25 protein-coding genes are annotated in these 23183 nt (G+C 70.2%); 6 read left to right on the forward strand and 19 right to left on the reverse strand.

Annotated features, from left to right (window positions below):
• Positions 1-12 precede the first annotated feature (12 nt).
• The 3 genes from FNH13_RS15770 to FNH13_RS15780 are packed head-to-tail and all read right to left on the reverse strand — an operon-like array spanning position 13 to position 2332.
• On the reverse strand, positions 13-870 hold the full coding sequence (locus FNH13_RS15770; RefSeq protein WP_165700151.1) for an NAD(P)-binding domain-containing protein: 858 nt from the start codon (positions 868-870) through the stop codon (positions 13-15).
• Positions 867-1406 (reverse strand): SixA phosphatase family protein, encoded by a 540-nt coding sequence (locus tag FNH13_RS15775; protein WP_143784325.1) that lies wholly within the window; start codon positions 1404-1406, stop codon positions 867-869. The genes FNH13_RS15770 and FNH13_RS15775 overlap by 4 nt, the downstream gene beginning before the upstream one ends.
• Positions 1403-2332, reverse strand: coding sequence for a 2-hydroxyacid dehydrogenase (locus FNH13_RS15780; protein WP_228266442.1), 930 nt, complete (start codon positions 2330-2332; stop codon positions 1403-1405). Before FNH13_RS15780 ends, FNH13_RS15775 begins: the two co-directional genes overlap by 4 nt.
• 308 nt (positions 2333-2640) lie before the next feature.
• Here FNH13_RS15780 and FNH13_RS15785 point away from each other — a divergent pair, with 308 nt between their 5' ends.
• Positions 2641-3690 carry a lipoate--protein ligase family protein gene (locus FNH13_RS15785; RefSeq protein ID WP_143784326.1) on the forward strand — a complete coding sequence of 350 codons (1050 nt, stop codon included), beginning with the start codon at positions 2641-2643 and terminating at the stop codon, positions 3688-3690.
• Positions 3691-3729: 39 nt separating this feature from the next.
• A complete protein-coding gene (locus FNH13_RS15790; protein ID WP_143784327.1) occupies positions 3730-4893 on the forward strand; it encodes an acyl-CoA dehydrogenase family protein in 1164 nt (387 codons plus the stop codon).
• A 27-nt stretch (positions 4894-4920) separates the two neighbouring features.
• Here FNH13_RS15790 and FNH13_RS15795 read toward each other — a convergent pair whose 3' ends face one another.
• The 7 genes from FNH13_RS15795 to gatC all read right to left on the reverse strand — a co-directional run bounded on the left by FNH13_RS15795 (position 4921) and on the right by gatC (position 9829).
• Entirely contained in the window at positions 4921-5238 is a 318-nt protein-coding gene (locus tag FNH13_RS15795) for a hypothetical protein (RefSeq protein WP_143784329.1), read from the reverse strand.
• Positions 5239-5494: 256 nt separating this feature from the next.
• On the reverse strand, positions 5495-5683 hold the full coding sequence (locus FNH13_RS15800) for a hypothetical protein (RefSeq protein ID WP_143784330.1): 189 nt from the start codon (positions 5681-5683) through the stop codon (positions 5495-5497).
• A 174-nt stretch (positions 5684-5857) separates the two neighbouring features.
• Positions 5858-6076 (reverse strand): type II toxin-antitoxin system VapC family toxin, encoded by a 219-nt coding sequence (locus tag FNH13_RS15805; RefSeq protein ID WP_143784331.1) that lies wholly within the window; start codon positions 6074-6076, stop codon positions 5858-5860.
• Positions 6073-6342 (reverse strand): FitA-like ribbon-helix-helix domain-containing protein, encoded by a 270-nt coding sequence (locus FNH13_RS15810; RefSeq protein WP_202878808.1) that lies wholly within the window; start codon positions 6340-6342, stop codon positions 6073-6075. The genes FNH13_RS15805 and FNH13_RS15810 overlap by 4 nt, the downstream gene beginning before the upstream one ends.
• A 96-nt stretch (positions 6343-6438) precedes the next feature.
• A complete protein-coding gene (gene gatB, locus FNH13_RS15815) occupies positions 6439-7974 on the reverse strand; it encodes an Asp-tRNA(Asn)/Glu-tRNA(Gln) amidotransferase subunit GatB (RefSeq protein WP_228266443.1) in 1536 nt (511 codons plus the stop codon).
• Positions 7971-9524 (reverse strand): Asp-tRNA(Asn)/Glu-tRNA(Gln) amidotransferase subunit GatA, encoded by a 1554-nt coding sequence (gatA, locus tag FNH13_RS15820; RefSeq protein WP_143784333.1) that lies wholly within the window; start codon positions 9522-9524, stop codon positions 7971-7973. The genes gatB and gatA overlap by 4 nt, the downstream gene beginning before the upstream one ends.
• Before the next feature lie 8 nt (positions 9525-9532).
• Positions 9533-9829, reverse strand: coding sequence for an Asp-tRNA(Asn)/Glu-tRNA(Gln) amidotransferase subunit GatC (gene gatC / locus FNH13_RS15825; protein ID WP_143784334.1), 297 nt, complete (start codon positions 9827-9829; stop codon positions 9533-9535).
• A gap of 150 nt (positions 9830-9979) precedes the next feature.
• Between gatC and FNH13_RS15830 the strand changes: the two genes are divergently transcribed.
• Positions 9980-10810, forward strand: a complete 831-nt coding sequence (locus FNH13_RS15830; protein ID WP_143784335.1) for a hypothetical protein — start codon at positions 9980-9982, stop codon at positions 10808-10810.
• 20 nt (positions 10811-10830) lie between these two features.
• Here the strand turns inward: FNH13_RS15830 and FNH13_RS15835 are convergent, their stop codons facing one another.
• The 4 genes from FNH13_RS15835 to ligA all read right to left on the reverse strand — a co-directional run bounded on the left by FNH13_RS15835 (position 10831) and on the right by ligA (position 15274).
• Positions 10831-11178: a DUF488 domain-containing protein gene (locus FNH13_RS15835; RefSeq protein WP_143784336.1), complete on the reverse strand. Its 348-nt coding sequence runs from the start codon at positions 11176-11178 to the stop codon at positions 10831-10833.
• Positions 11175-11501: a glutaredoxin domain-containing protein gene (locus tag FNH13_RS15840; protein ID WP_143784337.1), complete on the reverse strand. Its 327-nt coding sequence runs from the start codon at positions 11499-11501 to the stop codon at positions 11175-11177. The genes FNH13_RS15835 and FNH13_RS15840 overlap by 4 nt, the downstream gene beginning before the upstream one ends.
• 23 nt (positions 11502-11524) lie before the next feature.
• Positions 11525-12991, reverse strand: a complete 1467-nt coding sequence (locus FNH13_RS15845; RefSeq protein ID WP_228266444.1) for an MFS transporter — start codon at positions 12989-12991, stop codon at positions 11525-11527.
• A gap of 171 nt (positions 12992-13162) precedes the next feature.
• Complete coding sequence (ligA, locus tag FNH13_RS15850) at positions 13163-15274, reverse strand: NAD-dependent DNA ligase LigA (RefSeq protein WP_228266445.1); 2112 nt, start codon at positions 15272-15274, stop codon at positions 13163-13165.
• A 231-nt stretch (positions 15275-15505) separates the two neighbouring features.
• Here ligA and FNH13_RS19145 point away from each other — a divergent pair, with 231 nt between their 5' ends.
• Positions 15506-16486 carry a hypothetical protein gene (locus FNH13_RS19145; protein ID WP_165700153.1) on the forward strand — a complete coding sequence of 327 codons (981 nt, stop codon included), beginning with the start codon at positions 15506-15508 and terminating at the stop codon, positions 16484-16486.
• A 97-nt stretch (positions 16487-16583) separates the two neighbouring features.
• On the opposite strand, the gene FNH13_RS15860 is transcribed toward FNH13_RS19145, so the two are convergent.
• Both FNH13_RS15860 and FNH13_RS15865 read right to left on the reverse strand, forming a co-directional pair.
• Positions 16584-17675, reverse strand: coding sequence for a DMT family transporter (locus tag FNH13_RS15860; RefSeq protein WP_143784342.1), 1092 nt, complete (start codon positions 17673-17675; stop codon positions 16584-16586).
• Complete coding sequence (locus FNH13_RS15865) at positions 17672-18676, reverse strand: uroporphyrinogen decarboxylase/cobalamine-independent methonine synthase family protein (protein WP_143784343.1); 1005 nt, start codon at positions 18674-18676, stop codon at positions 17672-17674. The genes FNH13_RS15860 and FNH13_RS15865 overlap by 4 nt, the downstream gene beginning before the upstream one ends.
• Positions 18677-18884: 208 nt before the next feature.
• Here FNH13_RS15865 and FNH13_RS15870 point away from each other — a divergent pair, with 208 nt between their 5' ends.
• A complete protein-coding gene (locus tag FNH13_RS15870) occupies positions 18885-19106 on the forward strand; it encodes a hypothetical protein (RefSeq protein WP_143784344.1) in 222 nt (73 codons plus the stop codon).
• Positions 19107-19352: 246 nt separating this feature from the next.
• Here the strand turns inward: FNH13_RS15870 and FNH13_RS15875 are convergent, their stop codons facing one another.
• Together FNH13_RS15875 and FNH13_RS15880 are read right to left on the reverse strand one after the other, a co-directional pair.
• Entirely contained in the window at positions 19353-20003 is a 651-nt protein-coding gene (locus FNH13_RS15875) for a response regulator (RefSeq protein WP_143784348.1), read from the reverse strand.
• Positions 20000-21856 (reverse strand): sensor histidine kinase, encoded by a 1857-nt coding sequence (locus tag FNH13_RS15880; RefSeq protein ID WP_143784349.1) that lies wholly within the window; start codon positions 21854-21856, stop codon positions 20000-20002. Before FNH13_RS15880 ends, FNH13_RS15875 begins: the two co-directional genes overlap by 4 nt.
• A gap of 86 nt (positions 21857-21942) precedes the next feature.
• Between FNH13_RS15880 and FNH13_RS15885 the strand changes: the two genes are divergently transcribed.
• Positions 21943-22365 (forward strand): hypothetical protein, encoded by a 423-nt coding sequence (locus tag FNH13_RS15885; RefSeq protein ID WP_143784350.1) that lies wholly within the window; start codon positions 21943-21945, stop codon positions 22363-22365.
• A gap of 129 nt (positions 22366-22494) precedes the next feature.
• Here the strand turns inward: FNH13_RS15885 and FNH13_RS15890 are convergent, their stop codons facing one another.
• A complete protein-coding gene (locus tag FNH13_RS15890; RefSeq protein ID WP_228266730.1) occupies positions 22495-23181 on the reverse strand; it encodes a DUF1345 domain-containing protein in 687 nt (228 codons plus the stop codon).
• Between the last annotated feature and the right edge of the window lie 2 nt (positions 23182-23183).

The following is a 23183-nucleotide window of genomic DNA, read 5'->3' on the forward strand; positions in this document are numbered from 1 at the left end:
CAAAATACCCGTTCAGCGGATCCAGCTCATCAGCGCCCGCACTCGCCGCCCCACGGCCTCGATCGGGTGGGCCACGGCCGCGGCCGCCCGACGGCTGGGCAGCGCCGCAGCCTGTCGGTCGCTCACCTGGGTCGGGCCGAAGCCGGCGACCAGTGCGGTGTCGACCCGCGCCCTCAGCTCGTGCAGCGTCACCAGGTAGGCCACCTCCTCACTGACCCCCTGCACGATCAGGGCGTCGAACCCCTCGCGCACCAGCGCCTGCACCGGCTCGTGCACGGAGCTCTCGGCATACGTTGTGGCAGCGGCCAGTTCGGTGACCGAGGTGACCAGGGCACCAGAGCGCAGCGCACCCACCGCCTGGCTGTATGCCGTGAGCACCGGCCAGGCGAAGCCGCTCGCATCGGTCTCCACCGCCACCAGGGCGGGCACTCCGCGACCGTCCAGGTATTCGTCCCGGAGCCGGTGAGCACCGCCGATCCCCTGCAGGAGAACGAGGTCCACGCCCTCGGGGACAGTCAGTCCGTCCCGGACCAGCTCGGGTCCGGTGACGAGCACCAGGTCCCCCGGTTCGAGGGCGCCCAGCAACGGAGCGACGGTGGCGACGTCGAGTGCCTCGTCCGCCGGGAGCACGACGATATCCGCCTGCCGCACGGCGTCGGCCGCCTCGACGACGAGGATGCCCTCGATCTCGGCCCGGGCGGCGGCGCGGCTGTCCGCTGGGACGCCGACGCGCACGTCGACCCCGCTGTCTCGCAGGTTGAGGGCGTGGCCGGAGCCGACCGGCCCGAAGCCCAGCACCGCCACCTGCCGGTCCTGCAGCAGGGTCAGATCGGCTGAGTTCGGGTCCAGCCGCTGCGCCTGCCGGCTCACGACCGTCCCTCGGGTCCGCGCCAGCGGTGGAAGCCGACCAGCCGTGCGGATCCGGCACCGAGGTCACTCCACGAGCCGGTGACCTCGAGCTCCAGACCCACGCCGGTCGGCATACTCTCCCTCAGGGTGGCCAGCACGGCGGTGTCACTGGTCGTCTCGTCAGCCAGCACCTCCCCCAGTGCAGGGATCGAGGGGGCGTGCCCGACGACCATCAGGACCTGGGTGTCCTCGGGAACCTCGCGGATGGGGTCCAGGATCTCCTCCGGATAGGCGTTATAGATCCGCCGGTCGCTCCAGACCTCGACGTCGCGCAGACGGCCACCCTCGGCCATCTCCTGCCAGGTCTGCTGCGCCCTGGTGGCGGTCGAGCAGAGCACCAGGTGCGGCACCAACTCGTGCTCAACGATCCAGGCGCCACCCGCGCGGGCGTCCGCGACGCCGCGGGGCAGCAGCTCACGGTCGTGGTCGACCTTGCCCGGCACCTGCTCGGTCTTGGCGTGGCGCACCAGCAGCAGACGCTTGCTGTCCTCGGTCATGACGACTCCTCACCTGTGGCGACGACGTGCTCAATCTCGTGGGTGCGCACGAAGGTTGCGATCTGCTCTGTGACATAACGGGCGCCCCGGCGCGGGAATGCGGTGCTGGCGCCCCCACGGTGCGGACTGATCAGGACGCCCGGGGTGCTCCACAGTGGGTGTCCCTCGGGCAGCGGCTCAGGGTCCGTGACGTCGAGGGCCGCGCGCAGCCGGCCGGACGCGCACTCGGCCCGCAGCGCGTCGGTGTCGATCAGCCCGCCCCGGCCGACGTTGACGACCAGGGCGTCATCCGGCAGCAGCGCCAGTTGCTCGGCGCCCAGCAGTCCACGGGTGCTGTCCAGCAGCGGGACGGCCAGAACCACGATGTCGGCGTCCGGGAGGAGCGCTGACAGGTCGTCGATGGGGTGGACCGTGTCGGCATACTCATCCCCGTCGCGGGCCCGGCTGGCGACGGCGGTGACGGTCGCCTCGCAGGCGACCACGCGGGCGGCGAGCGCCAGGCCTATGCCGCCATAGCCGACGATCAGCACCCGCGAGTCCGCCAACGAACGGGTGACCTGCTGCTTCTCCCAACGACCGGCGTCCTGCGCGCGGACGAAGGTGGGGATGTCGCGCTGAGCGGCGAGCATCAGGGCCAGTGCCATCTCGGCGGTGGCCGAGTCGTGGACGCCGACCGCGTTGGCCAGCGCGACCCCGGCCGGCAGGTGCGGGGTGACGTGCTCATAGCCCGCGGTGAGGGTGATCACGGCCCGCAGGTCAGCCAGCTCGCCCAGGCGCTTGACCCGCGGTGCGTTGAACTGCGGGACGATGACGAGCTCGAGGTCGGGACGGGGCGGGTCGTCCCGCATGTCCCAGGTCACGACCTGCGCACCCTCCACGGGCTCCACGAGGTCTGCAACGACTGAGGGCACACTGATCACACGCACCCCGCCACGCTATCCGAGCGGGAGTCGCCTCGCCGCCCTGGACGCCTTGCCGCGCCTCTCCGCAGCGGCCCCACCACAGGACCCCACCGCACCGCCCCACCACAGGACGACCGCGGAGCCCCGCAACCACGTGTGCATGTGGATGGATCCTTCACGGGCTCTCTCGGCCTTCGCGTGAAGGTCGTGTGCATATGGATGGATCCTTCACGGGCTCTGTCGGCGGGCTCAGGTTTCAGCGTGAAGGATGCGTCCACGTGGACATGCTGGCCTGCTGAGGTCCGGCGGCCGATCCGGCGTAGGTTGGTGCCGTGCGTGGTGAGTACAAGGTCCCCGGTGGCAAGCTCGTCGTGGTCGACCTCGAGGTGGTGGACGACCGCCTGGCCGACGTCCACGTCTCGGGCGACTTCTTCCTCGAGCCGGACTCGGCGCTGGAGGACATCGACGCCGCACTGACCGGCATGCCCGCCGACACCAAGGCGGACGGGCTGGCCGCCGCGATCGAGGGTGCGCTGGACGACTCGGTCGCCCTCATCGGCTTCTCCCCCCAGGCCGTCGGCATCGCCGTGCGGCGCGCCCTGGGCCGGGCCACCGGATGGGCCGACCACACCTTCGACGTCATCGGGCCAACTGTCCTGGACCCCGTCATGCACATGGCCCTGGACGAGGTGCTCCCCCAGGAGGTCGCCGCCGGCCGCCGCAACCCGCTGCTGCGGATCTGGGACTGGGACGCCTCGCTGGTCGTGATCGGGTCCTTCCAGTCGGTGCGCAACGAGGTGGACCAGGAAGGGGCGCAGCGACACGGCATACGCATCGCGCGGCGCATCTCCGGCGGCGGGGCGATGTTCATGGAGCCGGGCAACTGCATCACCTACTCCCTGGTCGTGCCGACCTCCCTGGTGGAGGGGCTGACCTTCGAGCAGTCCTACGCCTTCCTCGACGACTGGGTGCTGGGTGCGCTGGCCGACGTGGGGATCGCGGCGCGCTACGTCCCGCTCAACGACATCGCCTCTGACGCGGGCAAGATCGGCGGCGCGGCCCAGAAGCGGTTCGCAGCCGGGGCCGTTCTGCACCACGTGACGATGGCCTACGACATCGACGCCGACAAGATGCTCGACGTCCTGCGCACCGGCCGGGAAAAGTTGTCCGACAAGGGCACCAAGAGCGCCAACAAGCGGGTCGACCCGATGCGTTCGCAGACCGGTCTGGCCCGGGACGCCGTCATCGAGGCCCTGCTGGCCCACTTCCGGCAGCGTTACGACACCGTCGAGGGCGCCTACACCCAGGCCGAGCTGGACGCCGCCCGCGAGTTGACCGAGACCAAGTTCCTGACCCCCGAGTGGACCCACCGGGTCCCCTGACCGACCCCGACCGATCGCCACCAACCAAGGAGTATGCCGATGCCCGGCACCCGTGCCCTGCTCACCGACGAACTGCTCGAGCGGATCCGCGGCCGCGCCGCCCAGGTCGACCGCGACAACGGCTTTCCGCACGAGGACCTGGCCGACCTGACCGAGGCCGGCTACCTGCGGGCGATGGTGCCGACCGAGTTCGGCGGCCTGGGCCTGACCCTGGAGGAGATGACCCGCGAGCAGATGCGGCTGGCCGGGGCCGCCCCGGCGACAGCGCTGTCGGTCAACATGCACCAGGTGTGGCTGGGGGTCGCCCGGGTGGTGCACGCGACCGGCGACGACTCGATGGACTGGGTCTTCGCCGACGCGGTGGCCGGTGAGGTCTTCGGCTTCGGCATCTCCGAGGCGGGCAACGATCTGGTGCTCTTCGGCTCCCGCACCGAGGCCCGGCCCGACGGGGAGGGCGGCTTCAGCTTCCACGGCACCAAGATCTTCACCTCGCTGTCGCCGGCCTGGACGCGGCTGGGCACCTTCGGCACGGACAGCACTGACGAGGAGCCGATGTCGGTCTTCGGCTTCATCACCCGCGACGGCGGTGGCTTCGAGATCAAGGACGACTGGGACACCATGGGCATGCGCGGCAGCCAGTCCCGCACCACCGTGCTCGACGGAGCACACGCCCCCGCGGACCGGGTGATCCGGCGGATCCCGCCCGGGCCGGCGGCCGACCCTTTCGTCTTCGGGATCTTCGCCAGCTTCGAGTTGCTGCTGGCCTCGGTCTACACCGGCATCGCCCAGCGGGCCCTGGACCTAGCCGTCGCGACCGTGCAGAAGCGCACCTCGATGAAGAACAAGGGTGCGCCCTATGCGCATGACCCGGACATCCGTTGGCGGCTGGCTGACGCGGCGATCGAGCTGGACGCCATCCACCCGCAGATCGCGGCGCTGGCCCACGACGTCGACAACGGCGTGGACCGCGGCCCGCTCTGGATGCCACAACTGTCGGCGGTGAAGTCCCGCGCAACCGAGACCGCGCTGTCGGTGGTGACCAAGGCCATCCGGGCCAGTGGCGGGTCCTCCTACTTCAACAGCAACGAGCTGTCCCGCCTCTACCGCGACGTGCTGGCTGGGATCTTCCACCCCAGCGACGACGAGTCGGTGCACGGCGCCTGGGCGAATTTTCTGGTCGGCCCGGTGCCTGCGCCGGAGTGAGACCCGCGGCGGCAGATCCGGCGCGGTTCACCACTCGATATCGGCCAACATCGGCTGCGGGCACACGGTGTCCGGGATCGGTGCCCCCTCGGGGACCGCCGGCTGGTGGGCGAACCAGGACTCGCCGGCGTAGTAGCTCGCGACGAAGGCTTCACGGGTCGAGGGAGGCGCTGGGGAGTAGCCGTTCGCGACCAGGCACTCATAGGCCTCGACCTGGAGGTCATAGAACTTGCTCAGTTCGGCATCGTCAGCAAGCGGCGCAGTCGGCTCGCCGCCCAACTCCTCGGCACACTCCTCGCGCGCTGCCCGCAACTCCTCGGGACGGCCGCCATGCTGGATCACCATCGGATTGCCAAGGGCATTGGGGTCGGGATCTGAGACATCCCAACCGCGTTCCCTCAGACACTCGGCCTTGCGTTGCTGAAAACTCAACACGTCCTCGGCAAACGCCTCGCGATCTGGCCTTGTCGAGGTCGCCGGATCAGTTGGTGTCGCCCAGTCTGTGGCTGCGACGCCCGCGTTCACCGCGGTGGGGCCCTCCGGGGTCGGCGAGCCGGAGCACGCTGCCACTCCAACAAGCAGCAGAGCCGCGAGCGCCGCCTTAAGGGTTGGTGCAGGAACCATAGGTGTTCGGCTGGAGCACATCGTTGGTGCTGTACACGACCCAGTAACCACCAGCAAGAGTGCCGCCGGTAGTCCGCGTGATGTACTGGAGGGGCGAGTTGTAGTCGACGGTGTAGCCCGCTCCGGGCGGGGTGATCTCCATCTCGCCCATAGCCCTCCACGTCACGGCCGGCCGTGTCTCGGATCCCACGGTGCATGCGCTGGCGTACCGGTAGCCCGTCTCCGCGTCGGCCGCCAACGCAGGTAGGGCCAACGCCCCGACCATCGCGACACCACATATTGCCGCTGTCAAACTCTTGATTCGCACGACCCGCAACCTCCCGGTGGCCCTGCCAGCACCTCAGTGTTCCGCCTGACAACGACCCTTCCACACCCGCCGCGGACCGTCAAGAGGCTCGCTGGATTTAGGGTGGACCAGGCCGCGCAGTGCACTGACCACCTCGACATCGACGTGTGCCGGGGCGTGCAGCACCTGGTCGGCAATGGCCACGTGCACCGCCTCCAGATCGGGCGCTACGAGCAGATCGACGAGGGCCGAGCAGTCAACGACAACCGTCACGCGAGCACCTGTCCCGCCCGCTCCTCACGTCCCGCGCGCACGACACCTGCAGAGCCCACGGTGGCCCGCTCCGTGCGCTCGCGGATCCGCTGCAGCACCTCGGCGCGTGTCGGCCGAGCAGCCTCGTCAGCCAGCAGACCCCGCAGGTAACTGTTGAACGACACACCTTCAGCAGCAGCCCGAGCCTTCAATTGCTCACGGACCGCCTCATCAACATCTCGGATCTGCACCAGCACTCCCATGAAGAACGGCATACGCTTCTTCAATACAGAGTGTATTGAAGATGTACGTCGCCGGCCCTTGGGCGGGGCGTACCGATCCTCCCCAAGAATGTGCGTGGGGCGTACCGATCCTCCCCAAGATCAGGTGAGCTTGGACAGGATGATCTCGCGCGCCTTGGCCGCGTCGGCCTGACCACGCATCTCCTTCATGACCTGACCGATCAGGGCCCCAGCGGCCTGCACCTTGCCGTCGCGGATCTTGTCCGCGACGTCCGGGTTGGCCTCGATGACCTTGTCGACCGCCGCCTCGAGGGCACCGTCGTCCTGGACCAGCTCGAGCCCGCGGGCGTCGGCGACCTGGGTCGGGCCGCCCTCACCGGCGAGCACACCCTCCATGACCTGGCGGGCCATCGAGTCGTTGAGACGTCCGTCGCGTACCAGCCCGTCAAGCTCGGCGATGTGCGCCGGGGTGACGCCCAGCTCGGTCACGGCGGTGCCGGCGTCGTTGGCACGGCGGGCCAGGTCACCCATCCACCACTTGCGGGCAGCAGCGGGCGTCGCACCCGCGGCGACGGTCTCCCCGATGACCTCGACGGCACCGGCGTTGAGCACGTCGCGCATCTCCAGGTCCGAGAAGCCCCAGTCGCCCTGCAGCCGCTTGCGTCGCTCGGCCGGGGGCTCCGGGAGGGTCGCGCGCAGCTCTTCGACCCGCTCACGGGTCGGCGCGACCGGCACCAGGTCCGGCTCGGGGAAGTAGCGGTAGTCGTCGGCATCGGACTTCGGGCGCCCCGAGGTGGTCACCCCGGTGTCCTCGTGCCAGTGCCGGGTCTCCTGCAGGATCTTCTCGCCGGAGTCGAGCACCGCCGCGTGGCGGCACATCTCATAGCGCACAGCACGCTCGACCGAGCGCAGGGAGTTGACGTTCTTGGTCTCGGTGCGGGTGCCCAGCGGGACCGCGAGCTGCTCGGGCGAGGTCGCGCCGTCACCGGCCTTCGCGCGCAGCGAGACGTTGGCGTCGCAGCGCACGTTGCCCTGCTCCATCTTGACCTCGGAGACGTCCAGCGCCTTGAGCAGGTCGCGCAGCGCGGAGACATAGGCCCGCGCCACCTCGGGAGCCCGCTCCCCCGCCCCCGTGATCGGCTTCGTGACGATCTCGATGAGCGGGATGCCGGCCCGGTTGAAGTCGACCAGGGAGTACTCCGCACCGTGGATGCGGCCGGTCGCCCCACCGACGTGGGTGGACTTGCCGGTGTCCTCCTCCATGTGCGCGCGCTCGATCTCGACCCGGAAGGTCGAGCCGTCATCCAGCTCCACGTCCAGGTAGCCCTCGAAGGCGATCGGCTCGTCATACTGACTGGTCTGGAAGTTCTTGGGCATGTCAGGATAGAAGTAGTTCTTCCGGGCGAACCGGCACCACTGCGCGATGGAGCAGTTCAGCGCCAGGCCGATCCGGATCGCCGACTCCACGGCGGTCGCGTTGACCACGGGCAGCGCCCCGGGCAGGCCGAGGCACACCGGGCAGACCTGCGTGTTGGGGTCGGCGCCGAAGCCCAGCGCGCACCCGCAGAACATCTTGGTCGCGGTGTTCAGCTCGACGTGGACCTCCAGGCCCAGCACCGGGTCATACCTGGTCAGGAGCTCGTCATAGGCGACGACGTCCTCGATCTGCGTGCTCACTTCGCCTCCTCGCTCACTGCTCCGGTGGTCACCTCAGGAGCCCTGTCCAGCACACTGCCCGACCCGCCCCACTGCTGCGCGAGGAGGGCTTCGAGAGCCGCGCCCACGGCATACATCCGCTGGTCCTGGGTCGCCGGCGCCAGGATCTGTATGCCGACGGGCAGGCCGTCCTCGTCCGCCACCCCGGAGGGGAGCGAGAGCCCGGGGATGCCGGCCAGGTTGGCGGGGATGGTGGCGATGTCGTTGAGATACATCGCCATCGGGTCCTCCAGCTTGTCCCCGATCTTGAACGCCGTCGTCGGCGCCGTCGGGCTGATCAGCACGTCGGCCTGCTCGAACGCTGCCTCGAAGTCGCGGGCGATCAGCGTGCGGACCTTCTGCGCCTGGCCGTAGTAGGCGTCGTAGTAGCCCGAGGACAGCGCATAGGTGCCCAGGATGATGCGGCGCTTGACCTCGTCGCCGAAGCCGGCGTCGCGGCTGGCGGCCATCACCTGCTCGGCGCTGGGGGCCTCGACCCCCTCGGGGGCGACCCGCAGGCCGTAGCGCATCGCGTCAAAGCGGGCCAGGTTGGAGGAGGCCTCACTCGGCAGGATCAGGTAGTAGGCCGCCATGGCGTATTGGAAGTGCGGGCAGGAGACCTCGACGATCTCGGCGCCGGCCTGGCGCAGCAGTTCGACGGACTCCTCGAAGCGCGCCTGCACGCCGGCCTGGTAGCCCTCGCCGGTCAGCTCCTTGACGATGCCGACGCGCAGGCCGGTCAGGTCACCTGAACGACCGGACTCGACGGCTGCGACGAGGTCTGGGACCGGGGCGTCGATGCTGGTGGAGTCCATCGGGTCGTGGCCACCGATGACCTCGTGCAGCAGCGCCGCGTCGGTGATGGTGCGCGCGCAGGGACCGATCTGGTCCAGGCTGGAGGCCAGCGCGATCACGCCGTAGCGGGAGACGCCGCCGTAGGTCGGCTTGGCGCCGACCGTGCCGGTCACGGCCGCGGGCTGGCGGATCGAACCGCCGGTGTCCGAGCCGATGGCCAGCGGCGCGAGGAAGGCGGCGACCGCAGCCGAGCTGCCACCGCCGGAGCCGCCCGGGATGCGGTCCAGGTCCCACGGGTTGCGGGTCGGGCCGAAGGCGGAGTGCTCGGTGGAGGAGCCCATCGCGAACTCGTCCATGTTGGTCTTGCCGAGGATCGGCATCCGCGCGTCCTTGAGGCGGGTGACGATCGTCGCGTCGTAGGGCGGGATCCAGCCCTCGAGGGTCTTCGAGCCGGCCGTGGTCGGGATGCCCATCGTGCAGGCGATGTCCTTGACCGCGATCGGCACGCCGGCCAGGCGCGGCAGGTCCTCGCCGGCGGCACGCCGGGCGTCGACGTCCGCGGCCGTGGCGAGAGCACCCTCGGTGTCCACCTGCAGGAAGGCGTTGAGCACCGGGTTGAGCGCGGCGATCCGGTCCAGGTGGGCCTGGGTCAGCTCCACGGAGGTGAACTCGCCGGCCGCCAGGCCGTCGGCCATCTGCGCGGCCGTGAGGTGGGTGAGGTGGGGGTGCGTCGGCATACTCGTGCTCACTCCTCGTCCAGGATGCGGGGAACGCTGAACCGGTCCAGCTCGGACTCGGGCGCACCGGACAGCGCCTGCTCGGCGGTCAGGCTCGGGCGCGCCTCGTCGAGGCGGGTCACGTTGGTCAGCGGCAGCGGGTGACTCATCGGCGGCACGTCGTCGGCAGCGACCTCGTTGACCTGGCCGACCCAGCCGACGATCTGGTCGAGCTGGCCGGCGAGGCGGTCGAGCTCGGCATCGGTGAGCTGGATGCGGGCCAGCATGGCGACGTGCGCGACATCGTCGCGGGACAGTGCGGACATGGGGGTCAGTCTAGGTTCCCGCCGGTCACGCTCCGAACCGTGCTCCCGCAAGCAACCTGTGCACGGTTATCCCGCCGGTGAGCGGGATATATCCGTGACACCGGGGCAGCAGGCGTGCCCAGGGAGGTCGGAGGCGACACAATCGCTCGTATGCCGAGCACGTCGCCTCTCCCCGACGCACCGGGGCCCGACGATTTCCGGGCCCTGGCGCGGTCCTCGCCGTGGCGCTTCGGCACGCTGCACTTCACGCACCGGCCCGAGGGCGAGGAGCCGGTCGAGGCGTGGTTGACCCGACCCGGGCACCTGGAGGTGGTGGCCCGCGGGGAGCGGCACGTGGAGACCGGCGTGCCCTACACCCGCGTTTCGTTCGGCTGGTCGGATCCCGGCCCGGTCCCGGCGGCTGACGCAGCGCCTGGCCTGGCGTCCCTGGACGCGGAGCCGGGGCTGGCACCGCCGGAGCTCACCGAGGGCTCCCGTGAAGGCAGCAGCTCGGGCGTGGCGCCCCAGTCTGTCGAGCCGGCGCGGCGCCCTGACGGGCTGGTGGTGGAGCGGCCGGACGCTCTCGACATCGAGTACGACGACCCGATGTGGCAGAACTACCGGTGGGTGGCGATGCTCGACCCGGTGGAACTCTCCCGCGGGGTCGAGATCAGTGACGTGCATGCCCGTGAGCGCTTCGGGCGGCTCACCTGGACCGCGAGCGCGCGAGCCCTCCCGGAGTCGGCGGAGGACGCCGGCGACGGCTACGACCCACGGTGCTCCTGCTGCCCACTGCTGTTCGGCGCGGTGAGCCAGGCGCTGGAGTTCGGGGCAGGTGCCACCAGGGCGCCCTCGCCGGAGGAGGTCGCCGGTTACCCCTCTGCATACTGGGTCTCCCTGGACGTGGAGACCGGCGTGGTCGTCGACGTCGAGCCCCAGGACGGCGACCGCGCCCACGCCGCCTTCACCAACCAGGTCCACGAGGTTGGCGGGTTGGGCTGACCGGATTGATCAGCGGTGGGTTACAGCCGATCGCGCAGCAGGTCAGCGAGCACGACGGCCTGGTTGTGCTCCTCGTCCTTGGCGCCATAGAGCAGGACGACGCGCTTGCTGCCCCGCGCCTCCTGGAGCAGTTTCTCGAACGCGTCGGCCCCCTTCAACTCGGCCCGATAGCGCTCGGCGAATTCCTCGAACTTGTCCGGGTCGTGGCCGAACCACTGGCGCAGTTCGGTGGACGGGCCGACCTCCTTGAGCCAGGTGGCGCTCAGGTCCTCCTTGGCGATGCCGCGCGGCCACAGACGGTCCACCAGGATGGCGTGCCACCCGGGAGGGGCCCCGTCATAGGCCCTCCGGATCGAGATCTCGGTCATGCCACTGCCTCCAGCCGCTCACGGACCGTGTCGGGGTCAGGGTTGGTGTGCGGTATGCCGTCCATCACCACGGTGGGCACGGTCTCGTTGCCGTCGTTGACACTGCGCACAAAGGCGGCGGCGGCGTCGTCCTGCCAGATGTTGATCCACTGGGCCTGCTCGCCGAGGGCGCCGAGCGAGGTCCTGAGCTGCAGGCAGTATCCGCAGCCGGGCCGCCAGTAGATGACCACCTCGCGCTCGCTCTCGGGCATGGCGAGAACCTCCTCCAGTCGCAGACTCCTCCCACCCTGCCACGGGCTGAGCCAGGAGGTCACGCGGGTCATCCGTGGGACGGAGACCTTTGCGGTCAGGCCTGCGGTGTGGGCCGGCGACGCCGGTCGTGCAGGTCCTTGTAGGCCACGGCCAGCGCAGAGAGGATCACCAGCGCGATCAGGCCGAACCCGAGCACAGCCGCGGTCGACCAGCTCGTGGTCTGCAGCGAGGTGAAGACCGCCGCGGTGATCACGGCGATGCCGATCGAGGTGCCCATCCGCTGGCCGGTCTGCATGATCGCCCCGGAGCTGCCGGCATACTGCAGCGGCACCTCCGCGAGGGTGAGCGTCTGGTTGGGGCTGATCACGGTGCCCTGGGCGATGCCGATGAAGGACAGGGTCAGCAGCAGCCACCAGACGCTCAGGCCGACGGCCTCGTTGAGGAGCACGACTGCGGCGCTCAGACCGAGCCCGATCAGCGCGAGGTAGAGCCCGCCGATGACGAGCCGGCGCCCGAGGCGCAGGACCCGCCGCCCTGCCCAGTTGGCTGCGAGCGCGGACAGCACGGCGGACGGCAGTCCCACCATGCCCGCCTCGAGGGCGGACCGACCGGCGCCTTCCTGCATGTAGAGCGCCACCAGCACCCAGATGCTGGTCATGCCGAGGAAGTACAGGGTGACGATGAGCGCGCCGTTGCTGAAGCTGCGGGTGCGGAAGATGTGCAGGTCCACCATTGGGCTACCTCCGCGAAGGGCATAGCGGCGTTCCCACCGCACCCACCCGTAGACCAGCAGCACCCCGAACGGGAGCAGCAGCCAGGTCACCGCCGAGCTGCGTGCCTCCATAAACGGCCACAGGATCGCCAGGACGGCCACGCCGAGGAGCAACGACCCGATCGGGTCCAGCGAGCGCAGGGTGCCCAGCACCGAGCCGGCCTGGGCGGTGCGCTGGATCAACGGCTTCGGGAACCACAGCAGCGCCAGGACGATGGTGAGGATCCCGACCGGCACGTTCACCAGGAAGGTCAGCCGCCAGCCCAGGTCGGGACCACCCAGGTCGATGAGCAGCCCGCCGAGCACCGGCCCGATGGCGACCGAGACGCCGACGGTGCTGCCGAAGTAGCCGAACGCACGGCCGCGCTCGGCGCCACGGAAGTACTGCTGGATCATGCCGACGCCCTGGGGGTTCAGCAGCCCGGAGCCCACCCCCTGCGCGAAACGGGCGACGATCAGCCACTCTGCTGTTGGCGCGAAGCTGGCGGCGATCGAGGAGAGGGTGAAGGTCAGCACCCCGACTAAGAAGATGCCGCCGCGGCCCATCACGTCGCCCGCGCGCCCGGCGGCCACGAGCACCACCCCGAAGGTCAGGGCGTAGCCGGAAAGCACCCACTGCAGTTGGGAGTCGGTGGCCCCCACTCCCCCCTGGATCGCCGGGAGGGCGACGTTGACGATGCTCACGGAGATCAGGGACATGAAGATCGCCGCGAGGAGCACCAGCAGGATCCGCCAGCGCGCGGGGTCGGGGACATAGTCGACCTGACCCGAGTCACCCTGCGCGCGCACCGACTGCTCCCCTCTCACCATCAGGCAGCAACGCTGACCTGCACGCATTTGATTCCTGGCGGTTGGCGGCTGCGGTTGGCGGTTGGCGGCTGAGTGGGACTGCGGTGGCGCGGAACTGAGCTCGTGCGTCGCTGTGGTCGCGATCCCGATCACCACCCCCCTCCGATCTGATCAGTCGGGCGACCCGCTCTCCAACAGCCTGCGGAACCCGGCCTCGTCCAGGATCGGCACCCCGAGTTCCTCGGCCTTGTCGGCCTTGGAACCGGCGTTGTCCCCCACGACCACATAGTCGGTCTTCTTGGACACCGACCCTGCTGCCCTGCCACCGCGGGAGACGATCGCTTCCTTGGACTCATCGCGGCTGAACCCCTCGAGCGATCCGGTGACCACGACCGTCAGCCCCTCGAGCGTGCGCTCGACGGAGTCGTCCCGCTCGTCGGCCATCCGCACCCCATCGGCCTCCCAGTCCTCCACGATCTGCCGGTGCCAGTCGACCTCGAACCAGTCCACCACGGACTGCGCAATCGTCGGACCCACGCCCTCGGTCGCGGCCAGCTGCTCGAGCGAGGCCTCGCGGATCGCGTTCACGGACCCAAACTCGGTGGACAGCGCACGCGCTGCGGTCGGCCCGACGTGGCGGATCGACAGTGCCACCAGGACCCGCCACAGCGGTTGCTTCTTGGCCTCCTGCAGGTTGTCGGCGAGCTTGAGCCCGTTGGCCGAGAGCACCCGCCCGTCGACGACCTCCTCCTCAGGGTCCGTCTTCTTCGCCGCGCGGGTGTAGAGCGGGACCCGCGCGATGTCCTCGGCCGTGAGCCGGAACAGGGTCGACTCATCGCTGATCACCCCCGCGTCCAACAGCGCGTTGACGCCCTCCCCGCCGAGGGCCTCGATGTCGAAGGCCCCCCGGCTGGCCAGTGAGAACAGCCGCTCGCGCAGCTGGGCCGGGCAGGTCTGGGCGTTGGGGCAGCGGATGTCCTTGTCGCCCTCCTTCTGCTCGGCCAGGGTGGTGCCGCAGGACGGGCACTGCGTGGGCATCACGAAGGCGACCTCGGAGCCGTCGCGCAGGTCGGCGACCGGCCCTACGACCTCGGGGATCACATCACCGGCCTTGCGCAGCACCACCGTGTCACCGATCAGCACACCCTTGCGCTCCACCTCATAGCCGTTGTGCAAGGTCGCCTGCTCGACGGTGGACCCGGCGACCTTGACCGGCTCCATCACGGCGTAGGGCGTGACCCGCCCCGTGCGGCCCACGTTGACCCGGATGTCGAGCAGCTTGGTGGTGACCTCCTCGGGCGGGTACTTGTAGGCGATCGCCCACCGGGGCGCCCGGGAGGTCGATCCCAGCCGTCGCTGGACACTCACCTCATCGACCTTGACGACCACCCCGTCCAGCTCGTGCTCGGCCGCGTCGTGGCGGTGCTCGCCAAAGTGCTCGATGAACTCCTGCACCGCTGCGAGGTCGTCGACGACCTTCGCGTGGGAGGACACCGGCAACCCCCACGCGGACAGCAGCTCATAGGCCTGCGACTGCCGGGTCATCTCAAAGCCGGTGCGGGCGCCGATGCCGTGCACCAGCATGCGCAACCTGCGCGACGCGGTGACCCGTGGGTCCTTCTGCCGCAACGAGCCCGCCGCGGTGTTGCGCGGGTTGGCAAAAGGCGTCTTGCCGGCCTCCACCAGGGAGGCATTGAGCTCCTCGAAGGCCTCGACCGGGAAGTAGACCTCCCCACGGACCTCGAGCAGGTCCGGGATCGGGACGGCCTCGCCCTCCTGGTGCTCCGGCGGTGTCAGGGTGTGTGGGATGCCGTCGATGGTGCGGACGTTGAGGGTGACGTCCTCCCCGGTGCGGCCGTCGCCGCGGGTGGCAGCCCGCACGAGCCGTCCCCGCTCATAGAGCAGGTTGACGGCCAACCCGTCGATCTTGAGCTCGCACAGGTAGTGCACCTGCGCGCCACCGGCCTCGTTCTCCACCCGGACGGCCCACGCCTGGACCTCCTCCATGGAGAACGCGTTGTCCAGGCTCAGCATGCGCTCGACGTGGTCGACGGCGGCGAACTCGGTGGAGAAGGCGCCACCCACCAACTGGGTCGGTGAGTCCGGCACCCGCAACTCGGGCCACTGCTCCTCGATCGCCTCCAGCCGCTTCAGCAGCGCGTCGAACTCCCCGTCGCTGATCGTCGGCGAGTCCTTGACGTAGTAGGCGAACTGGTGTCCCCGAATCTCCTCGGCCAGCTCGGTCCACTCGTGCCGCACGTCCTCTGATGCCGTCTCAGTCACCGGACCATCTTCGCGCACGCCACCGACGGTGCCTGGGTCTGGGAGCGTTTCGAGCCGGTGGACCACTCCTCGGGCGCTCGCTCCTGATCCTGCCCCACGGCATACTCCTGGATGCGCGATCCTCAACTCCGTGCAACCGTGAAGGGTCCCAGAGCGTTGGGTGGAGGGAGGACGCCATCCGCACGGGTGCGTCCCACGCGAAGCGGGCAGGGGCCCGCACGAGGAGGAAAGATGCGCACGCAGACTGGATCTCGAGCAGGACAGCGTCGGGGGACACGACGGCTGGCGATGGGGGCCCTGCCGATCACGGCGCTCGTGCTGATGACCGCCTGCGGCACCGAGGAGGAGCCGGAGGTGGCTGATCCCGGGGGCACGGTCGAGGACACCGCCACCGACGCGGCCCCGAGCACGAGCGCGCCGGCGGCGACCTCTGACCCCGTCGAGACGACGCAGGAGCCCACCGTCGCGCCACCGGCACCCACCACGGACGAGCCCAGCACCGAGCCAACCAGCACCGAGCAACCCAGCGAGGAGCCCACCAGCGATAGCCCGGAGGAGGGCGCCGGGGACGCCATGACCTTCGCCGAGCAGTATGTCGACGCCGTCGCCTCGGGCGACACCGAGGCGGCCTACGGGATGCTCAGCCCGGAGGCGCTGGTCTACTACCCTGACGTGTCGGTCTTTGAGGACAACGGCATCGGCGAGCTCTCCGCGGACCTGGCCGACGCCTCCGGGGAGCCGCAGTGGGCGATCCGCTCGGCCTATGAGGAGACCCACGACTCCGCCCAGGTGGTGAGCCTGTGGGGTGAGGGCGGTGACGGGGAGCCGTTCGCGCACTCGTTTGCGGTCCGCAAGCTGGACGGCATGAGCTGGGTGGTTGACCAGGACATCGCCCCGTCCACGGGCGAGCCGCGCCTGAACTGGCTCAACCCGGGCATCCAGGAGGGTGTCGAGTGGTGGGAGGTCAACCCGGACTCCCCGATCAGCTTCGCGCTGCTGAAGTCCTCCGGCCCCAACGTGGCGGTGACCGCGAGCATCGACGACGGCGACGAGGTCTCCCAGCAGCTGACCGAGCGGCCGACCGGCGGCGCGGTGATGTTTGACCTGTCCGAAAGCGCCCTGTCCGACGGGCTCCACGTGGTCACCGCCAGCTGGGTGGCCGAGGACGATCCGTTCGTGCACACCAGCTCCACGCCCGCGATGACTCCCTGACGGGGCGCCTCACCAGGAGGTGACCGAGCCGGGGGGCCCGACCCGCTCGTGGGCCAGTCGGTGGGACTCGACCCGCTCGTGGATCAGTCTGGTGTCGCTAGAGCGCGCTGGACTGACCCACGACATCCGGTGGGTTCGCCGGGCGCGCTGAGGTCGGCGCGCGATCCGCTGGCCCCGGGGGCAGCAGGGCCTCAGGCGGGCTCGGCGCGTCGACCGGCGGGGGTGAGGGATCCGTCGGTGTGCCCGGTGGCCTCGGCGCGCGGCCGATCAGGACCGAGGCAGCCAGGACCGTCACCCCGCCCAGCAGGACCACCGGCCCGAGCTGCTCACCCAGCACGAGGACACCGAGCAGCACCGCGACCACGGTGATCGGGTAGGTCACGCTCGTCGCGACCGTGGGACCGGCGGCACGCACGACGTCAAACTGCAGCCACTGGGCCAAGCCGGTCCCGACGACGCCCAGCACCACCACGGCCAGGACCGGCACCACCCAGTCGGTGCCGTGCAACGACCACGGGGTGCTGATCTCCTCCCCCGAGCCGAGCCACCACCAGAGCAGCAGGACGATCGGCATCTGGACCGTCGCGACCAGCACCTGAGCGGTCGGCATCGACAACCCGCCGGGATCGACGCTGCGCAGGAACCGTCGCACGTAGGTCCAGCCCACGCCATAGCTCGCCGACGCCGCCAGCACCATCGCGAAACCGACCGGGTCCGGTCCCCGCTCCACCGACCACGGCTGAAAGATGAGCATGACGCCGACGAAACCGATGGCCACGCCGACCATGCGGCGCCGACCGACCGGCTCGGAGCGCAGCAGCAGCATGGAGCACAGGACGGTCGCGACCGGGGTGACCGCGTTGGACATCCCGGCGATCGCGGAGTCGACCCGCTCCTCCCCGACCGCGAACAGGGTCCACGGGATGGTGCACAGCAGGGTGCCGGTCACCAACAGGTGCCCCCAGGTCCGTCGACCGCGTGGCAGCCGCCCGCCGGTGAGGCGCAGCAGGAGGAGCAGCACAGCGATCCCGCACAGCACTCGCAGGGTCGCCACCTGCACGCCCGACAGGGCCTCGACGCCGACCTTCATCAGCAGATAGCTGGAGCCCCAGATCAGGGCGATGGCGGCATACTTCGCCTGCCAGGGCCTGCCGGCCGTCGTGGGAGCAGCCGGCGGCGCGGGAGTCATCCCTGGGCTTCTTCGGCGAGCGCGCGGGCCGCCTCGACGGTGGCGCGGGTGATCGCTGCTGCCGTGTCGGGGGCTGTCCCGGCGAGTCCGCACGCGGGGGTCACACCGAGGTCGGCCAGGCTCGTCGGCGGCAGCCCGAGCTCGTGCCACCGGGTGGCCAGACGCTGCCGGACGGTGTCGTATGCCGTGGGACGGGTCGGCGACATCGCCCCCGCCCAGAACCGGACCCCGGACTCGACGGCGGTGGCCACAGAGTCCCAGTCGCGGGTGCGCAGCGTGGTGACGTCCAACGCGATCACGTCGGGGCCTGCGCCGCGCAGCAGGTCCACGGGTGGCTCGTCGCCGCAGCAGTGGATCACCGTGGTGGCGCCGGCCCCGCGGGCGGCGGACACGACGGACCCGAGCACGTGCTCGGCCTGGCTGGCATCGGGCGTGGGCAGCACCCGGTAGCCGGAGTCGGACCGCACCCGGCCGAGCAGGACCGTGGGCAGCGACGGCTCGTCGATCTGCAGGGTGAGCTCGGCACCGGGCACGAGGCGGGCCACATCCGCCAGGTGCAGCCCGACTCCCTCGGCCAGTGACTCGGCGAGGTCACGGGTGGCGCCGGCGTCGGAGAGGACCCGGTCACCCAGCGGCAGCCAGAGCGCTGCGGCGAGCGTCCACGGACCGGCGACCTGCAACTTCAGCGGCCCGGTCCACCCGTCGAGGGCCTCCGCGAGCTCGTCGAGGTCCTGGCGCCACCAGGACGAGGTGCGCTCGGCATCGCGTCCGGGGCGGTCGACCAGACGCCACCCCTGCGGCTGCAGGTCGACCGGCAGGTCCACCAGCAGTCCGGTGGCCCTCCCGATCATGTCCGAGCCGGGCCCGCGCTCGGGCAGCTCCGGCAGGTAGGGCACGGTGGTCACGCCCTCGGGGGACTCGGTGAGGAGGTCACGCACCGTCCGCAGTGCCTCACGAACGTCAGTTCCGGGCCAGGATCCGATCCCGGTTGCATGCACCATGTCCGTAGTCAACACTGCGCCCACGACATCGCTTCCCCCGGCCCACGACATCCCTTCCCCCGGCCCACGACATCCCTTCCCCCGGCCCGGGCAGGGTGGTGGCGGGAGCGCGCGCCGCCGGGCAGAAAGTGCGTGCAGAGGCGGAACAGGAGCCCGTTGTGGGACTGCGCGAGCACAACCTTCCGGGAAGGGCCATACTGGAGAGGTGATGACAACTCGATCCGGGTCACCCCGCAGACATCTGGAGACCAGTCCCTTCAAGCCACGAGTCGAGCCGGAGATCGAGCAATTCGAGATTGACGACCGGGTCTCGCACCAGTCGCACGGTCTCGGGCGGGTGATCGGCCAGGAGAGCGCGGCGGTCACCGTCGACTTCGGCGACTACACCCGTCGCATCGTCAGCCCGTTCCACCTGCTGGAGCGGCTGTAGCTCCGCAGGCGTGAACCAGGGGTCAGCACCGGAGCGTGAACCACGAGGTCGGCACCGGAGCGTCCGCTCTCCGAAGATGAGTGCGGTCGTGTCGGAGTAGCGGGCGGCGCTGCGCCGTAGGACGCCGTCGACGGTGCTGGAGCGGGTGAGCAGTGACATGTCGGCCTCCTCGTGCGGCGGATCTGTGATGGTCCGCTCTCTCCACACCGTAGTCACCCCCGGCGGCAGAGGCACCCGGCCTGACGGCTACTCCCCGGGCCGGACGATTCCTGACTCGTAGGCCGCCACGACGACCTGCACCCGATCGCGCAGCCCGAGCTTGGCCAACACGCGAGCCACGTGGGTCTTGACCGTCTGGACGCTGACGAAGAGGTCCGCTGCGATCTCGGCGTTGGATCGGCCCCTGGCCACCAGCACGAGCACCTCCTGCTCCCGCTCGGTCAGCTGGCCGTAGCCTGCCGGAGGACCGAGCTGCCCAGCCCGCGTGAAGTCCTCGATCAACCGTCTGGTGATGGACGGAGCAAGCAGTTCGTCCCCTCGAGCGGCAGCCCGGACACCAGCAACGATCTGGTCCCGGGGTTGGTCCTTGAGGAGGAAGCCGCTGGCACCGGCGACCAGCGCGTCATAGACGAGCTGCGAACGGTCGAAGGAGGTCAGGACCAGCACGTGGGTCCCGGGCAGGGTCCCGACGATCCGCTGGGTGGCGGTGATGCCATCCATCCCCGGCATCCTGATGTCCATCAGGACCACGTCCGGCCTGAGTTCATGAGCGGCATTGACCGCCTGTATGCCGTCGCCCGCCTCCCCCACCACGTCGAGGTCGGCCTCGGCGCCGAGGATCATCCGCAGACCGGTGCGCACGAGTTCCTGGTCGTCGACCAGCAGTACGGACGTCATGGGGACATCGCCGGGGTGGATGGTCTCTGCACCGTCGAGCGTGCTGACGGCAAGGATGACGGGATTGTCGCCGCCACCTTGAATCCACCCGTCGGGAGGGGCCCGAACTCCAGTGCACCACCGCGTTCGCGGACCAGACCCGCGAGGCCCGTCAGCCCCGCCCCCGAGCCGAGACTGGACCAGGTGGCGTCTCCCGCCGGAGCGTCGTGACCTGGTCCGTGGGCGGTCCCCGGCCCGCCGTCGACCACCTCGACACAGACCCCGCTCGCAGCGCGGCTGACCACGGCGTCGACGCGGGCACCGGGAGCGTGACGCCCGGCATTGACCAGCGCCTCCCGCAGGACCCGGTGCGCCAGCGCTGTGTCAACACTGTCGAGCTCAGCCGGATCCGGGGTGACGAGGTGCAGCTCCAGCCCCAGTCGGTGGGCCAGCAGCCGCAACGCCGGCGCTCTCAGGCCGTCGCCAGGCTCCAGGGTGTGCAGGCCACGACGCAGCTCGGTCATCCCGCTGCGCGTCGCGTCGGCGATGGTGGCCAGTGCGTCCGCGGACAGTGCGGCGCAGTCGTGCTGGACCGCACCAGCATTGAGGCAGACGACGCTCAGCGTGTGCGCCACCGTGTCGTGCAGGTCGCGCGCGATCAGCTGCCGCTGTCGCGCCACCGCCATCCGGATGTCGGTGTCGCGGAGCCGTTCCAGCTCGACCACCACCTGCCGCATCTGCTCCGCACGCGAGGACCAGGAGGCAGCAGTCATGCCTGCACCCACCGCGAGCGCGGACCACGTCATGGTCGGCACCAGCCCGCCTGGGCCCGTGGCATCCGGCGTGCTGACGAGGGCGAGGACGGGGAGCCCGAGCCACAGCACCGCGACGCCCACCGCACGCCACCAACCGCGCGCACCGGCGCCCACGGCATACGCCGTCACGAGGAGGAGCCCGATCGGTGTCACCATCGCGGGGAGCGGGGTCAGCACACTGCTGGATGCCGTGCCGAGAGCGAGCACCGCGGCGAGGGCGACCAGGGGGACCTGGCGACGCACCAGCAGAGGGCTGGCCACCGCGAGAGCGAGGAGGACGTTGGCCCAGTCCGGGCCGCGGGAGGCGCTGCTGACCACCGATTCGACGGCCATCGCCGCGCCCAGGCCGGCCACCAGCAGGACGTCGGCCCTGCCCGGTGGGGTCTCGGTGGGGCGGGGCCGATGGACCGTCTCTGTGGGGCCAGCCTCGTCGGCAGCCGGCAACGCAGATTCCTCACGCAGCACGCCGAGGGCGTCCCTTAGGTCGTCCAGCCCTGCCCGCGCGCTCACCTCGATCTCCGCGAGTATGCCCCGGGCCGACACGTCCCCCTGGTCCCGAGCCCCCTCGGCGCGCAGCGCGATCGCGCCCATCCGCTCGGCGAGTCCGTGGTGCACCGCGAGCTCGATGCGGTGCTGCTCGTCGAGGCGCGCGACGGCGATCTCGTCCCGGCGCTGCTCGGCAAGGTGCTCGGACAGGGCAGCGAGCTCGCGCACCTGGCCGATGCGCGCCACCAGCACCGCACCCAGGAGCGCGGGCGCACCGACGAGGATCAGGAAGAAGGCGAGGTCGTCGACGGCCGCAAACTCGTGCCCGAAGTGGCGCTGGTTGGCGAAGGTGAGGGCAGCCGCGACTGTCAGCACGCCGGTCGCCGCGGTCGCGTGATGGGTCCAGGCGCCGAGCAGGCAGCCGGCAACGACGGCGGCCAGCAGCGCCATGGGGCTGTCGACGATCAGCCCCGAACCCACCGCGCCGTCCAGGACGGACGCCACGGCGATCGCACCGGCCAGCCCCACGGCGGACCACCTCCGCAGCACGGTCGTGCGCGCGTCTCGAGCCACTCTCTGAGGTTAGGGCCACTGCAGGTCATCCGGCATCCCTCCGGAGGGTGACGACCTGAGGTCCGCCGCCGCGTCAGCCTTGATCCATGACTACTTCACGCCTAGCTCTCATCGCCGCCACGACAAGTCTCGTCGCCTGGATCGCCAAGGCCGTGGCCACCGGCGCCGCCGGTGGACCGGGTCGCACCATGTGGGAGGACACGTTCTTCTTTGTCGGTCTTGCCGCTCAGCTTGTCGCCTTTGTCGCCGTCGCGCTTGCGCTGACCGAGTCCCGACCGCTCGCGGTGCGCCTCGGCGCCCTCTTCGGCGGGGCCGTCCTTGTCTTTGGTTTCGTCACCGTCTTCCAGCTCGTCATCGAGCGGGTGCAACCCATGGACGCCTCGTGGGTCTGGGGCGAGATCAACCTCTGGGTCGTCGCGGTCCTCGTCCTCGGAGCGGCGGTCCTGGCACACCGTCGGGCCCACACCCCCGCCGTGCCTACTGCCCCTCGGCATCACCAGCCAGCCTGAGTCGCGCCCCGAGTGCGCAGCCCCTGCCCGACCCCTTCAACCTGTGCGACGAGAACGGACTTGTGCACGCGGCATACCCCCTGCACAAGTCCGTTCTTGGTGTTCATCTTCGAGGGGGGGACGACCGGGTCAGCGCAGGAGCAGACTGACGACCGCGGCCAGGACCACCGTGTTGAAGCCGAAGGCCAGGATGCTGTGACCGGTGACGGTGCGGCGCATCCGTGGGGTCAGGACACTGACATCGGTGGCGGCGAAGCTCGTCGAGATCCCGGCGCTGAGATAGAGATAGTCGGTCCAGCTGCGACGTTCGGACTCCCCGGGGAAGCTTAGTTCCCGATGTCCGGATCGGGCGTCCTGCATCAGATAGGCCACGCTGTAGGTCAGCACCACCGTGAACCAGGCGCCGACCACCAGCACCGCCACGATCGGTCCGGCGACCTGCGGGGGCAGGACGCCCTCGGACAGGGCCCGCGGATACCAGAAGACGCCCAGGAGCAGTGCGATCACGCTCACGCCCTGCGCCGTGCCCGGGCCCGGGTGGGTTGCCACGATGTAGTGGTCGTACCAGTTGCCCGACCGTGACCCCTGCGCCCACTGCAGATAGTGCTCAGCGGGAGTCCTCGCGAAGACGAGGGCGGTCAATAGCACGTAGGTCACCAGATAGCTGGCCAGCAGCAGCAGGAACACCACGGGCAGCTGTTCCCCGAGGTCCTCGCCGCGGGCTTGCAGCACCAGCGCGCCGGTGACACCGACGATCAGGCCCACTGCCATCGACGCATAGCTGCGCCTGCCCTCCTGCAGCCAGCCCCCCGGCATAC

The sequence above is a fragment of the Ornithinimicrobium ciconiae genome, assembly GCF_007197575.1.
GTDB lineage: Bacteria > Actinomycetota > Actinomycetes > Actinomycetales > Dermatophilaceae > Ornithinicoccus > Ornithinicoccus ciconiae.